We start from the raw sequence: 13,253 nt of genomic DNA, 5'->3' as shown, positions 1-13,253 counted from the left end.
CCAACCGCGCGGACACCTCCGCGCGCCACGCGCCGCCCGGCCGCGTGATCGGTCCCCGCCGCTTCCCTTCGCAGAAGGCGTGAAGCGCGGTGCGGGCCCGGGCCGGGGATGGCGCGCCACACACCGGACGGTCCCTATCCCGCGGGGCATTCCAGACCGCAGCGACGCGCGCGGCCGGAACCGCCACGCGCGCGTGACAGGACATATCGTGACCACGAATTTCGAGGCGCTGAACCTCGACCCCCGCATCCTCCAGGCCCTGGCCGAGGAAGGCTACACTTCCCCAACCCCCATCCAGGCGCAGGCCATCCCGTCGGTGCTCGAAGGCCGCGACCTGCTCGGCATCGCGCAGACCGGCACCGGCAAGACCGCGGCCTTCGGCCTGCCGATCCTGCATCGCCTGGCGGCCACCGCCGGCCGCCCGCCGCGCGGCGGCTGCCGCGTGCTGATCCTGTCGCCGACGCGCGAACTGGCCTCGCAGATCGCCGACAGCATCAAGACCTATGGCCGCCACCTCGGCCTGTCGGTCGCGGTCATCTTCGGCGGCGTGGGCTTCGGCCCGCAGCGCGCGGCGATGGCCCGCGGCGTCGATATCCTGGTGGCCACACCCGGCCGCCTGCAGGACCTGCTCGACCAGAATGCCGGGCGGCTCGACCACGTCTCCACGCTGGTGCTCGATGAAGCCGACCAGATGCTCGACAAGGGCTTCCTGCCGGCCATCCGCCGCCTGGTGAAGGCCATCCCGGCCGAACGCCAGACGCTGTTCTTCAGCGCGACCATGCCGAGCGAGATCAACCGCCTGGCCGCCGAGATGCTGCGCGACCCGGTGCGCGTGTCGGTCGCCCCGGTCGCCACCACGGCCGAGAAGGTGGCGCAGCGCGTCATCCACGTCCCGGCCTCGGGCAAGCGCCGCGTGCTGGCCGAGATCATCCGCGGCGAGGGTGTCGGCCGCACGCTGGTGTTCTCCCGCACCAAGCACGGTGCCGACCGCATCGTGAAGCACCTGGACATGGACGGCATCGCCGCCAGCGCCATCCATGGCAACAAGGCGCAGAACGCGCGCGAGCGTGCACTCGCCGCCTTCCGCGACGGCTCTGCCCCGGTGCTGGTCGCGACCGACATCGCCGCCCGCGGCATCGACGTGGATGGCGTGACGCACGTGATCCAGTTCGACCTGCCGGAAGTGCCCGAGACCTACGTGCACCGCATCGGCCGCACCGCCCGTGCGGGCGCTTCGGGCGAGGCGGTGGCGCTGTGCAGCCATGAGGACCGCGACAAGCTGCGCGCGATCGAGAAGCTGATCCGCCAGACCATCCCGGCGGAAACCCGCCCGGGTGCGACGGCAGAGGAACTCGCCGCCCAGCCGAAGGAGGCCCCGCGGCCGCCGCGGCAGCAGCAGCACCGCAAGCCGCAGCGCCAGGCCCAGCAGCCGCGGCAGCCGCAGCACCGTCCGGCTGGGCATGGTGCGACGGCGGAGCCGAAGCGTGACGTGCAGCCCGCGCGGCCGCATGCCGGCGAGGCCGCGCGGCGGCGTCCGTCCAGCACCGGCAGCCAGGCGGAAGCGCCGCGGCGGGACCGGTCATGGCGGGAAGGGGATTTTCGCGATGGGTCGTCTGCGCCGGCGTTCTTGAAGCGCGGGCGGTAAGGCAAGGCTAAGGCCCGGCGGAAGGGAACTTCCCCCGGACCCCCATCCTTTTTTCTGTCAATTGGACGAGCGTTCCCGGCGCGGCCAGGGGTGCTCATCCGGCGAGCGCCTCACGGAGCGCTCGGCTCTTGGCGGCATTCACGGCATTGCCGATGCGCAGGAAGGCTTCCTCCGATTCCAGGTAGCGCGCCGCGGCTGCCGGAATGTTGCCCGCGGCATACTCAAGGTCACCTAGCGCCGGCAACGCATCAGCCTCGTTCCAGACCGGGGAGAGCGCGCGGAACTGCGACAGCGCCGCGACGATGTCCTCGCGCACCGCCCTGAATTCCTCGTCCGCCAGCGACACCCGCCCCAACCGCAGCCCACGAATCGCCTCGCCGATGCGCGCGCCGGCGGCGCGAACGATCGGTAGGACCGCCTCGTAGGAACCCCGTGCCGCGTCGTGGTCGGCGCGGGAGCGAAGCCCCGCTGCCCGCTGCGCGACCAGCCAGATCGCGAGCGGCATGCCCCCTAGCGCATCGATGAGGCGCGGCAGATAAGAATAGCGCAGCTCTCCCTGGACTTTCGCAACGCGGCGAGCTTATATAGGAATTCAGTCCGCAGTATGGTGCAGACTGCCGCTCTTTCACAGCCGCATCCGTCCCTCGTCACCCTGTCGCAGCGGGACCCTTTCTGACGCCGCGCGCGGTATTTCTCCGAAACTTGGTGATACGCGCCGAGCTCGTCCCAGTCGGAATTTGTCCAAAACCCGCAATCCGTCGGTCCCGCCTAAAATCCTAAAGCCCTAAAGCCCCCCAACCCCATTGTCCGAAACCGCCCCTTCCCGCGCCAACGGCCAAAAAAAGGAGGGGGTTTCAGGGGGAGTTCCCTCCCCCTGACCTTCCACCGCCCCTTACCCAAACACCTCGCCCCAGGCCCCCCGCAGCGCCGCATCGGCTTCGTCCATCGTCGCCATCACCCCCTGCGCCGCGATGCTGGTCACGCCGTGCTCCGCCACGCCGCAGGGCACGATCCCGCCGAAATGCGACAGGTCCGGCTCGACGTTCAGTGCCACGCCGTGCCAGGTCACCCAACGCGTTACGCGTACGCCGATCGCGGCGATCTTGTTCTCCCCGCCGGCCCGGTCTGGCACCCACAGCCCGACGCGGCCCGCCCGCCGTTCGGCGCGGATGTTGAAGCGAGCCAGTGTGCGGATCAGCCATTCCTCGAGACCATGGACATAGGCCCGGACATCACGCGCCGGCACGGACCCATGCGCCTGGTTGAGGTCCAGCATCACGTATCCCGTGCGCTGCCCCGGCCCGTGATAGGTCCATTGCCCGCCGCGCCCGGCGTTGAACACCGGGAAGCGGGCATCGTGCAGGTCCTGGGGCCTTGCGGAGGTCCCGGCGGTGTAGGTCGGGTCGTGTTCGACCAGCCAGATGCGTTCGCGCGCGCCGCCCGCGCGGATGGCGCCGACATGCGCCTCCATCGCGGCCAGGGCCTCGGCATAGGGGGTGCGGCCGTCGGAGATGATCCACTCCGGCGGCTCAGTTGATGGCGGGGCGCTCATGGGTTATACGCCGCGCCCTCTACCCGGTTTGCGGTCGTGGCGGAATGGTAGACGCGCCAGCTTGAGGTGCTGGTAGGGGAAACCCTGTGGAAGTTCGAATCTTCTCGACCGCACCAGTTTTTTTCTGATTCCTCAGACGGCGGGCGCGGGCCATCCGGCCGGCTTGCCTTCGCGTCGTGCACTGCCGCCCTGGCGGCAGCGGGCAGCGGGCAGCGTGCGCGCGGTCGCGCTATGCGCTCGCGGCCCGAGGCAGGGCCTCGGGCCGACAGGTCGGAGGGCTCAGGCGGCCAGGGCCAGGCGCATCTGCAGGTCGTGCCAGTCGGCGGGCGCGAGGCTGACCATCGCCGACCCCTCGATCATCGCCACCGCCGTGTCGTCCGGCGCATTGGCCCTGGCGCCCGCAACCAGGGCGGCGCGTTCGGGCGGGCTCATCGCCGGCAGCATCAGCCGCAGGAAATCCTGCGCGCGGGCGGGCGGGATCGCGGCCAGGATGCCGGCCTCGATCGCCCGCATCTCCGCATCGCTCAGCAGCGCCTGGAGCATCGGCTGCACCGCCTGCTCCTCTTCGGCCATGTGCTCGAAATCCTCGGCCACGAAGGTGCTGAAGCGGAGATAGAGACGGCGGCCGAGCGGCGGGCGCTCGGCGCCGGGCGCGGCGGCGATGGTCTCGATCATCAGCGCCAGGTCCGCGAAGGCGGCGTCATGCGCCTCGTGCTGGTGGCGCGGGCGCACCGCGCCTTCGGGCAGGCGCGTGTCGAGCAGGCGGTGGATGTGCTCCTCCTCGTGGCGCAGATGCGCCGCCGAGATCTCGAGCTGCCCGCGCATCGCATCCAGCAGCGCGGCCGTGCTCGCGGCTTCCGTCCAGTCCTGCGCGCCGAGCCGCGTCAGCAGCCCGCACAGCGCCAGGCGCAGCCCCTTGTGGACCGGCCCGTACAGGTCGAAGGAGGCCGGGCGCTTCGGCGCCGGCATCGGGCCGAACACGTCGTCGCGGCTCGGCGCAAGCCAGTTGTCGTTGATGATCGGCATGGGGCGTGTCCTCGGCATGGGTGCGGCTGTCATGGCGCCGACCGCGCGCCGCACGTCGCGACGGCCGGCGCGCAGGTGGTGGCTGTCAGCGCGCCGGCGCGCCGGGCACGACGACCGTGAGGTAGGGCGCCGTGGGCGTCTCGGTGGCGCCGACCATGGCCGGGGTCGGGTTGCGCACCGGCGGCAGGGCGCGCAGGTAGCGCGCCAGCGCCCGGGCATCGGCGTCGGTGAGCGCGGCGTAGGAATGCCAGGGCATCACCGGCGCCAGCACGCGCCCGTCCGGCCGCACGCCGGTGCGCACGGCGCGCACGATGTCCGCTTCGCTCCAGGTACCGAGCCCGGTCTCGCGGTCCGGCGTCAGGTTGGGCGGATAGAAGACCCCGACCTCGGGGATGCCGAAGCCGATGCCCGAGCCCGCCAGGTGCAGCCGCGGGTCGGGCCGGCCGGCCAGCGCGCCGCCGGTGTGGCAGCCGCCGCAATCCATGATGCGCGAGAGGTATTCGCCGCGCGCGTTCGGGCCCGACGGCGCAGCCTGTTGCGCCAGCGCGGGCGCGGCGGCGAGGGAGGCGATCATGGCGGCGGCGCGCAGGCCGCGGGAAGCGATGGTGGTCATGGCGGCGGTCCTCGATGCCCGGGCGACCTCGCCGCGGGATGGCGCCACATTCGCCGCCGCCGCTTTCCGGAGCCATCGCCGGAGCTTTCCGGAGCTTTCCGGAATCCTTCCCGCCGGTGATCCGCGTCACACCGCCATGCGGCGGCTCACTCCGGCACGCCGGCCTTGACCAGGCCCTCGACGAAGACCTCGGCATGGGCGAAGCCCGCGAGGTTGCGGCGCAGCAGCCCGACGCGGATCGGCGGGCCCATCCGGTTGCGCGCGGCGATGTAGTCCTGCGCTTCCTCGATGCGGCCGAGATGCCCGCAGCAAGAGATCAGCGTGTTGTAGTGCCCGAGATACTCGGCGAAGGCGGCGACGGAGGCGCGCAGGTGCGGCAGCGCTTCGTCGAAGCGCCGCGCGCCGAGCAGCGAGAGACCGTGGATCGCGGTGTAGATGCCCGCGAAGCTGTCCATCGGGCTCATGCGCAGCGCGAGGCCCGTCTCGGCGATCGCTTCCTCCATGCGGCCGGCGCGCAGCAGGCCCCAGCCATGCAGCGTGCGCCCCAGCGCAAAGCAGGGGTTGAGGTCGAGTGCCGCGCGCAGTTCCACCAATCCGGACTCGTGCTGGCGCGCCGAGGAGAGGCAGATGCCGTGCGTCATGCGCGCCCAGGGTTCGGCGGCATCGTGCGCCACGGCCACGGCCGCGTGGCGTGCCGCCTGGCGGTAGCCCTCGGCATTGTCCGGCCACCAGTAGCACAAGGCCGCCCACCAGCCGGCCCAGGCCAGCAGCGCCTGTGCCCGCGCATAGCCTGGCTCGAGCTCGAGGGCGGCCTCGAGCAGGCGGCGCGCTTCCTGGTTCTGCGCGCGGCCGACCTTGCTGATCAGCCCCATGGCGCGCACCGCGAGGCCCCAGGCCGAGAGGTTCGCGGTCGGCCGGGCGGCGGCGCGGAAGCCTTCCTCGGCATACAGATGCGGCTCGATCGCCGCGACGACATGGCGCGTGATCTCGTCCTGCACGGCGAAGATGTCGGCCATCTCGCGATCGTAGCGTTCAGCCCAGATGTGCCGGCCTGTGGCGGCGTCGATCAACTGTCCGGTGACGCGTATGCGCCCGCCGGCCACGCGCACGCTGCCTTCCAGCACGTAGCGCACGCCGAGGTCGCGCGCGACCTCGCGCACGTCCACCGCGCGGCCCTTGTAGGTGAAGGTCGAATTGCGCGCGATCACGAACAGCCAGCGCAGCCGGGCGAGGTCGGTGATGATGTCCTCGGTGATGCCATCGGCCAGCCAGTCCTGGCCGGCGGCCTCGCCCATGAAGGTGAAGGGCAGCACGGCGATGGAGGGCGCTGCGTCCTCCGCCGCGCCTGTGGCGATCGTGCCGGGTGGCGCGTCGGGCAGCGCGGGGGCCGCGACCTTGTCATGCAGCACGAGGCCGGTGGTCGCCTCGACGACCGCCAGCGTGCGGTCGGAGAACAGCCCGACCAGCAGCTTGTCGACGGTCGAGCGGCCGAGCCGCGTGCGATGCGCGAATTCGTCCCGCGAGATGCGCTCGCGGGCCAGGTAGGTGCGGAGGATGTCTGCGACCCGTCGCCTGCCGTCCATCCGGACGCCGCTGCTCCCCGACCCATCGCCCCGCCGCGCGCGGGGCCCTCGACCTGCGATGCCAGGATAGGCCGGGGCGACGGATGGGGAAACCGCCCCCGGCGGCCGGTGGCCCTGACGCACCGGCGCGAAAGCCTCTACCCTGTGTGGCGGAGGTGCCGTTCATGGACGATGATTTCCGCCGCGCAGCGCTCGACTACCACCGGCTCCCGCGGCCCGGGAAGCTGGCGATCGAGCCGACCAAGCGCATGGCGACGCAGCGCGACCTCGGGCTGGCCTACAGCCCCGGCGTCGCCGCGGCCTGCGAGGCGATCGCCGCCGACCCCGCCGCCGCCTACGAATACACCACGCGCGGCAACATGGTCGCGGTCATCACCAACGGCACCGCCGTGCTGGGTCTCGGTGCGATCGGCGCGCTGGCGTCCAAGCCCGTGATGGAGGGCAAGGCGGTCCTGTTCAAGAAATTCGCCGGCATCGATTCCATCGACATCGAGGTCGAGGAACGCGACCCGGCGAAGTTCATCGAGGTGGTCGCCGCGCTCGAGCCCTCGTTCGGCGCCATCAACCTCGAGGACATCAAGGCGCCCGAATGCTTCGTCATCGAGGCCACGCTGCGCGAGCGGATGAAGATCCCGGTCTTCCACGACGACCAGCACGGCACCGCCATCATCGTGGCCGCCGCGGTGCGCAACGGGCTGCTACTGCAGGGCAAGCGGCTCGAGGATGTGAAGCTGGTCAACACCGGCGGTGGCGCGGCGGCGCTGGCCTGCCTGGATCTGCTGGTGTCGATGGGGCTGAGGCGGGAGAACGTCACCGTCTGCGATATCGGCGGCGTGGTGCATACGGGGCGCAATGACCTCGACCCCTACAAGGCGCGCTATGCGCAGGTGACCGAGGCCCGCACGCTGGAGGATGCGCTGCCGGGGGCAGATGTGTTCCTGGGCTTGTCGGCGCCGCGCGTGCTCAAGCCGGAATGGCTGAAGCTGCTGGCGCCCAAGCCGCTGGTCCTGGCGCTGGCGAACCCCGAGCCCGAGATCCTGCCCGAGGCCGTGCGCGCCGCACGGCCTGATGCGATCGTGGCGACCGGGCGCACCGACTACCCGAACCAGGTCAACAACGTCCTGTGCTTCCCCTTCATCTTCCGCGGCGCACTGGATGTCGGTGCAACCACGATCAACGAGGCGATGAAGATCGCCGCGGCGGATGCGATCGCGGCACTGGCGCGCGTGGAAGCGAGCGAAGTCGTCGCCGCGGCCTATGGCGGCCAGGCGCCGGTCTTCGGCCCTGACTACATCATCCCCAAGCCCTTCGACCCGCGCCTGATCCTTGAGATCGCGCCGGCGGTGGCGCGCGCGGCGATGGACAGCGGCGTTGCCACGCGCCCGATCGCCGATTTCGAATCCTACCGGCGCGAACTGGAACGCAACGTGTTCCGTTCGGGCAACCTGATGCGCCCGGTCTTCGAATCCGCCCGCAAGCGCCCGCGCCGTGTGGCCTATGCCGAGGGCGAGGATGAACGCACGCTGCGCGCCGTGCAGTCGGTGGTCGATGAAGGCATCGCCGAACCCATCCTGGTCGGCCGGCGTTCCGTGATCGAGGCGAAGGTCGCGGCGCTCGGCCTGCGCATGAAGCTCGGCGAGAGCGTGCGCGTGGTCGACCCGGTGGATGACGATGCGCTGTTCGCCCCGCTGGTCGACCTGTACCGCCACAAGGTCGGCCGCCGCGGCACGCCGCCCGACGCGGCGGCGAAGCGGGTGATGACGCGCCCGGCCGTCGCGGCGTCCCTGCTGCTGGAAGCCGGCCATGCGGATGCTGCCATCTGCGGGGGCACCGGCGATTGGATGGGGCAGTGGAGCCATGTGCTCGACATCATCGGCAAGCGCGACGATGTGGGGCGCGTCTATGCCGTCTCGGGCCTGGTCACGCGTGCGGGCGAGCATCTGTTCGTGGTGGACACGCACCTGTGCCTCGAGCCGACCGCCGACCAGATCGCCGAGATGACGCTGCTCGCGGCCGAGCAGGTGCGCGCCTTCGGCATCACGCCCAAGGTCGCGCTGCTGTCGCATTCGTCGTTCGGTGCGTCGCATGCGCCATCGGCACGACGCATGCGCCAGGCGCTGAAACTGGTCCGCATGCACGACCCGGCGTTGGAGGTGGATGGCGAGATGCACGCCGATGCCGCGCTGATCCCGGCGATCCGCGCGCGCGCGGTGCCCGACAGCACGCTCGATGGTGCGGCGAACCTGCTGGTGATGCCCGGGATCGATGCCGCCAACATTGCCTTCAACCTGGTGAAGGCGGCGACCGACGGGCTGCAGCTGGGTCCGCTGCTGCTGGGGATGAACAAGCCGATCCACGTGCTGGTGCCGTCCGTCACCGCGCGCGGGATTCTCAACGTCACCGCGCTGGCGGTCGCGCAGGCGAACGCGCAGGGCTGAAAAAGCGCCCGGGAGGGGCGCAGCCTTTTTGCTTGCAGTTAGTTCAACGTTGAAGGTAAATAGTTCTACGTTGAACGAAAGGCAGATCCCCATGTCCACCCGACGCATCCTCCTCGCCGGCGCCGCCGGTGCCTTCCTTGCGCTGCAGGGCCGCACGCTGCGTGCCGCCAGCGCAGACCCCGTCGCCCCCTGGGCCGCAGCCCCCGCCGCCGCGCACCCGGACTGGCGCGTGCGCGCGGCCTTCTGGGCGGTGCTGGCCCCCAACCCACACAACCGCCAGCCCTGGATCCTCGACCTGCAGGCCGATGGGTCGGCGCTGCTGCGCTGCGACCTCGATCGCCGGCTGCCGGCGACCGACCCCTTCGACCGGCAGATCACCATCGGCCTGGGCTGCTTCGCCGAACTGTTCCGCATGGCGGCCGCGCAGCAGGGTCAGGCTCTGCGCATCGAGGCCTTGCCCGAGGGCGAACCTGGCCCGCGGCTCGATGCGCGGCCCATCGCGCGCTTCGTCCCGCTGCCGGGTGCGGCCACGCCCGACCCGTTGTTCGCCCATGCGCCGGCCCGGCGCAGCGCAAAGGTGCCGTTCGACACCGCGCGCACCGTGACGCAGGCGCAGATGGCGACCCTCGCCGCCGCCACCGGCGGGGGCTTCGGCGGCACGACCGACTCCGCGCGCGTCGCCGCCCTGCGCGACCTCACCTGGCGCGCCTGGGTGATCGAAGCCGAGACCCCCGCCGCGCATATGGAAACCATCAACCTGATGCGCCTGGGGTCGCCCGCCATCGCCGCGCAGCCGGACGGCATCAGCGTCGGTGGCCCAGGCCTCGATGACCTGATCGCCCGTGGCGTGCTGACGCGCGAGGGCTTCGCCACCCCCGGCGCCCCCGGCTACCGGGAGATGTTCAATCGCTATCGCCCGATGCTGGCGGCCACCACCGCCCATGTCTGGCTCAATGGCGCGGCGACGCGCACGGCCGCGCTGGCGGCGGGGGCGGAATGGCTGCGGCTGAACCTGGCGGCAACCGGGCTTGGCCTGGCCCTGCACCCGGTCAGCCAGGCGCTGCAGGAATATCCCGAGATGGCGGGGCCTTTCGCCGAGGCGCAGGCCCTGATGCCGGGTCCGGCCGGATCCCGCGTGCACATGATGGGCCGCATCGGCCACCTGCCCGACGGCGCGCGCGCGCCGCGCCCCACCCCGCGCTGGCCCGCCGAATCGCGTATCCTGGGGGCATGACGGCAGCACCCCAGGACCCGCCCCTGTTCGCCCTGTTGAACGAGGTCGGGATCATCGAGCAGCTCGCCCGCAACCGCTTCGACGCGGCGCAGGCGGACGGGCTGCTGCTGTCCCACTTCATCCTGCTGAACCACCTCGTCCGCGTGGGCGACGGCACGCCGCCGGCGCGGATCGCGAGCGCGCTGCAACTCGCCAAGGGCGCCATCACGAACACCATGCAGCGGCTCGAGGATCGCGGGCTGATCCGGGTCGAGCCCGACCCCGAGGATGGTCGCGGCAAGCGCGTGTTCCTCACCGAAGCGGGCCGCGCGCGCCGCGCCGCGGCGGTGGCCAGCGCCACCGATGCCCTGGCCCCCCTGCTGGCCGACCTGCCCGCCGGCACCTGCGATGCGCTGCTGCCGGGCCTGCGCGCCATCCGCACGCGGCTCGACCGCGCGCGGGATGGCTGAACGCCGGCATCAGCCCCGCGCGAGCAGCGCCGCCAGGTCCTTCGCGCCGGCCTTCTGCTCCGCGCGCAGGATGACATAGACCGCCTGCGCCTCGATCGCCGGGTCGCCGGCCGGGTTCAGCCTGACCTCGCCGCCCGGCGGGCTGTAGGCGATGGCCGTGCCGAGCCCCTGCTCCAGCAGCAGCCCGGCGACGCGCGCCCAGGTGCCGCGATACGGCGTTGGCAGGTCGATCCGGAACAACTCGTTGCCTTCGGAGGAGAACAGGTCCTCGAGCAGCCGCTCCGCGCCTGGTGCCACCAGGGCGCGGGCCAGCATCTCGGGGTAGCTGCGCAGCGGACGGACCGCGGCCGAAGCGCCGGCCGCGAGCAGCCTGACCCGGTTGCGGTCATCGACGCATTCCGTGACCACCACCGGCGGCGCGCCGGCCGCCATGGCGCGCACCCGCGCGACGACATCGGCCGAGATGGCATCGCTCACCGCGTCATCCTCGCGCTCGGCCAGCACAATCACCGCGGCGGCGTGCTGCGCATCCGCCATGCGCAGCGCGTCCTCGTCGGTCGGCGCGCCGTTCACATGCACCAGGTCCTCGTCGCACAGCATCTGCGGCAGGCCGTCGGGTCCCGCGGCAAAGGCGCGGGTCAGCAGCAGCACCGGCGCCTCCCGGTAATCCGGCGTGCCGCGCAGTTGCCGCACCAGTCCGTGGAAGAACCGCACGGCATCGCCCTCCGGCGTGCCGATCACCAGCACATGGCCTTCCATGCCCCACCTCCAGGATCCCGATCGCTTGCGCGCGCGCACGTCCTCGCGCCAGTCGAACCAGTCCGACGCAACCTTCGCCACGACGAAGACGCCACCGACCAGCAGCAGCAGCACGGTCGCGACCCGGCCGATGCCGGTCCTGGGCGTGATGTCGCCATAGCCGACCGTGGTCAGGGTCACGACCGCGAGCCACAGGCTGTCCTGCGGCGCCATCTCCTCGAAGGCGGCCATGGCGGCGACGAACAGCGCAACCATTGCCGCCAGCCACATCATTGGCCGGCGCAGTCGCGGCCGCCCGTGCCGCCAGCGACGCCGGCGCAACAGCAGCCGGAACGCGGTCAGCACGGCACGGACCGCCCCCGGGTCACTGCGCCGTGGCGGTGATCCCGAACAGCCGCTGGGCCTCCGCCGGGCCGGGCGGCGGACCCTGGATATCCGCCATGCCGAGCGGGCGCGGTGGATTGGCGCGGATCTCGATGGTGCGCGCCTGGCCGCGGATGAAGCGCTGCACCACGTCGCGGATCGGGTCGAGCGCCGCTGCGCCCGGCTGGGACAGCGCGCCGCCTGCCATGGCGGCCAGCTGTTCGCGCAGCTGCGGCTCGGGCGTGCGGGTCTCGCGCGACTGCGCGGCGATGAAGCGGCCGAACAGCGACGCATCGGCATAGCGCAGCCCGAAGGAGATCAGCCGCGTGGCGGAGAAGTCGGCCGCCTGCATCCTCTCCTGCGTCAGGCCATCCATCGCGAGCGCGAGCGACAGCGTGCCGGCCTCGCGCACCGCCAGCGAGATGTCACGCACCTCGATCCGCCCCGATGCGCCCTCATAGGCGGAGCTGGAGGTGATGTCGGCGTCGATCGCCTGGTAGCCGAAGCGCGTCAGCCAGGCAGCGATCATCGGCGTGGCCTCCACGCGGATACCGCGGAAGGCGAGGGTGCCGGTGCCCGACCCGTCGGGGTTGGTCACGTCGGCGCCGATGCGCATCTCGGTCATGCGGCCGACCGGGCGGCCGCCGCCGGCGAGTTCCAGCCCGTCCATCTCGACAGAGGCGCGCCCGACCAGCGATCGCGGCCGTTCCTGGCGCATCACGGCGCCCAGGGTGCTCGCGATGTCGACGCCGCTGAAGGCGAAGCGTGCGATGCGCACGGCATCGACCACGCCGCCGCCGTCGATCCGCGAGACGTCGAGCCCCTCCATCCCGAAGCGCGCCGGCTGGCCCGCCACCCAGTTCTCGAAGGTCAGGGACGCAAGGCGCATGGTCGCCCCGCCGGAGGTCTCCAGCCCCTCGAGCCGCAGCCCGTCGAGCCGCACATCCTCCGGCCGGGGCGGGCCGCCGGCGCCGCGCGGCACGGTCAGTCCGGCCAGGCGGAGCAGGCCGACGCGGACCTGCGTGCCGCTTTCCTCGGTCGCGAGGCCGCGGATCACCGCCTCGGCCACGCCATCGGGGCGCAGGCCGTTCAGCGTGACCTCATCGGCGGTGGCGCGCTTGCCGGGCTGTTCGAGCACGACGCCGGTCAGGCGCACCTGTTCGCCGGCGGAATCGAGCGCCTGGGCGCTGGCATAGGAGAGCCGGACATTGGCGCCCAGCAGGCTGCGCAGCCGCGTGACCGCGGCGGGCTCGTTGGCAGGCACCGCCTGGGCGGCCGGCGGCATGATCGGCGGGTGGAGCGGCGCGGGCTGGCCCGGCGGCGGGGTGGCCGGCCGGGCCGGCTGCGCCTGCTGCGGCGCGCCGAGCGGCGGCGGCTTGGCGGTGGGCAACGCCTGCGTGGGCGCCGCCTGGGTGCCCGGCTTGGGCTGTGCGGCGACCGGCCCGGCCAGGGCGAGCCCCGCCACTGTCGCGAGCATCGTCGCCTTCATGCCCATGCTGCGTGCTGCGTGCATCCCCGGCTCCCGTCCTGCGTGACCGAAACCAGTTAAGCCCGCGCGCGCGTTCCGCACCAGCATCGGCGCGCCGGGGCT

At 72.1% G+C, this 13,253-nt stretch carries 11 protein-coding genes and 1 tRNA gene; 5 read left to right on the top strand and 7 right to left on the bottom strand.

Translation table 11 applies throughout. The features are described from left to right. The first annotated feature begins 208 nt into the window (after nt 1-208). Nucleotides 209-1,645 carry a DEAD/DEAH box helicase gene (locus MWM08_RS20325; protein ID WP_244408334.1) on the top strand — a complete coding sequence of 479 codons (1,437 nt, stop codon included), beginning with the start codon at nt 209-211 and terminating at the stop codon, nt 1,643-1,645. Nucleotides 1,646-1,739: 94 nt separating this feature from the next. Here MWM08_RS20325 and MWM08_RS20320 read toward each other — a convergent pair whose 3' ends face one another. Further along, the gene (locus MWM08_RS20320) at nt 1,740-2,150 is read right to left on the bottom strand and encodes a hypothetical protein (RefSeq protein ID WP_244408333.1); all 411 of its coding nucleotides are present in this window, start codon (nt 2,148-2,150) and stop codon (nt 1,740-1,742) included. 387 nt (nt 2,151-2,537) lie between these two features. Further along, nucleotides 2,538-3,197 (bottom strand): lipoyl(octanoyl) transferase LipB, encoded by a 660-nt coding sequence (lipB, locus tag MWM08_RS20315; protein WP_244408332.1) that lies wholly within the window; start codon nt 3,195-3,197, stop codon nt 2,538-2,540. A gap of 30 nt (nt 3,198-3,227) precedes the next feature. Here lipB and MWM08_RS20310 point away from each other — a divergent pair. After that, nucleotides 3,228-3,313 (top strand) — tRNA-Leu (locus tag MWM08_RS20310). Between the two features lie 163 nt (nt 3,314-3,476). On the opposite strand, the gene MWM08_RS20305 is transcribed toward MWM08_RS20310, so the two are convergent. The 3 genes from MWM08_RS20305 to MWM08_RS20295 all read right to left on the bottom strand — a co-directional run bounded on the left by MWM08_RS20305 (nt 3,477) and on the right by MWM08_RS20295 (nt 6,419). Next, the gene (locus MWM08_RS20305) at nt 3,477-4,223 is read right to left on the bottom strand and encodes a hemerythrin domain-containing protein (RefSeq protein ID WP_244408331.1); all 747 of its coding nucleotides are present in this window, start codon (nt 4,221-4,223) and stop codon (nt 3,477-3,479) included. A gap of 85 nt (nt 4,224-4,308) precedes the next feature. After that, a complete protein-coding gene (locus tag MWM08_RS20300) occupies nt 4,309-4,836 on the bottom strand; it encodes a c-type cytochrome (protein ID WP_244408330.1) in 528 nt (175 codons plus the stop codon). Nucleotides 4,837-4,982: 146 nt separating this feature from the next. After that, the gene (locus MWM08_RS20295; protein ID WP_244408329.1) at nt 4,983-6,419 is read right to left on the bottom strand and encodes a tetratricopeptide repeat protein; all 1,437 of its coding nucleotides are present in this window, start codon (nt 6,417-6,419) and stop codon (nt 4,983-4,985) included. 164 nt (nt 6,420-6,583) lie between these two features. On the opposite strand from MWM08_RS20295, the gene MWM08_RS20290 reads away from it, so the two are divergent. The 3 genes from MWM08_RS20290 (at nt 6,584) to MWM08_RS20280 (ending at nt 10,540) form a co-directional block, all read left to right on the top strand. Continuing rightward, nucleotides 6,584-8,857, top strand: coding sequence for an NADP-dependent malic enzyme (locus MWM08_RS20290; protein ID WP_244408328.1), 2,274 nt, complete (start codon nt 6,584-6,586; stop codon nt 8,855-8,857). Nucleotides 8,858-8,948: 91 nt separating this feature from the next. Then, a complete protein-coding gene (locus tag MWM08_RS20285) occupies nt 8,949-10,091 on the top strand; it encodes a hypothetical protein (protein WP_244408327.1) in 1,143 nt (380 codons plus the stop codon). Further along, the gene (locus tag MWM08_RS20280; protein ID WP_244408326.1) at nt 10,088-10,540 is read left to right on the top strand and encodes a MarR family winged helix-turn-helix transcriptional regulator; all 453 of its coding nucleotides are present in this window, start codon (nt 10,088-10,090) and stop codon (nt 10,538-10,540) included. Before MWM08_RS20285 ends, MWM08_RS20280 begins: the two co-directional genes overlap by 4 nt. A gap of 9 nt (nt 10,541-10,549) precedes the next feature. Here the strand turns inward: MWM08_RS20280 and MWM08_RS20275 are convergent, their stop codons facing one another. Then, nucleotides 10,550-11,644 (bottom strand): ion channel, encoded by a 1,095-nt coding sequence (locus MWM08_RS20275; RefSeq protein ID WP_244408325.1) that lies wholly within the window; start codon nt 11,642-11,644, stop codon nt 10,550-10,552. A gap of 19 nt (nt 11,645-11,663) precedes the next feature. Continuing rightward, entirely contained in the window at nt 11,664-13,175 is a 1,512-nt protein-coding gene (locus MWM08_RS20270) for a hypothetical protein (protein ID WP_244408324.1), read from the bottom strand. Nucleotides 13,176-13,253: the final 78 nt, after the last annotated feature.

It is taken from the genome of Roseomonas fluvialis, from assembly GCF_022846615.1.
GTDB lineage: Bacteria > Pseudomonadota > Alphaproteobacteria > Acetobacterales > Acetobacteraceae > Neoroseomonas > Neoroseomonas fluvialis.
This window is presented reverse-complemented; position numbering and strand designations above follow the sequence as displayed.

What these genes read in the sequence shown, in the direction of transcription:
- MWM08_RS20300 (WP_244408330.1), bottom strand. Translation starts at nt 4,836, where the DNA reads ATGACCACCATCGCTTCCCGCGGCCTGCGCGCCGCCGCCATGATCGCC.
- MWM08_RS20290 (WP_244408328.1), top strand. Translation starts at nt 6,584, where the DNA reads ATGGACGATGATTTCCGCCGCGCAGCGCTCGACTACCACCGGCTCCCG.
- MWM08_RS20295 (WP_244408329.1), bottom strand. Translation starts at nt 6,419, where the DNA reads ATGGACGGCAGGCGACGGGTCGCAGACATCCTCCGCACCTACCTGGCC.
- MWM08_RS20280 (WP_244408326.1), top strand. Translation starts at nt 10,088, where the DNA reads ATGACGGCAGCACCCCAGGACCCGCCCCTGTTCGCCCTGTTGAACGAG.
- MWM08_RS20285 (WP_244408327.1), top strand. Translation starts at nt 8,949, where the DNA reads ATGTCCACCCGACGCATCCTCCTCGCCGGCGCCGCCGGTGCCTTCCTT.
- MWM08_RS20270 (WP_244408324.1), bottom strand. Translation starts at nt 13,175, where the DNA reads ATGCACGCAGCACGCAGCATGGGCATGAAGGCGACGATGCTCGCGACA.
- MWM08_RS20320 (WP_244408333.1), bottom strand. Translation starts at nt 2,150, where the DNA reads ATGCCGCTCGCGATCTGGCTGGTCGCGCAGCGGGCAGCGGGGCTTCGC.
- lipB (WP_244408332.1), bottom strand. Translation starts at nt 3,197, where the DNA reads ATGAGCGCCCCGCCATCAACTGAGCCGCCGGAGTGGATCATCTCCGAC.
- MWM08_RS20305 (WP_244408331.1), bottom strand. Translation starts at nt 4,223, where the DNA reads ATGCCGATCATCAACGACAACTGGCTTGCGCCGAGCCGCGACGACGTG.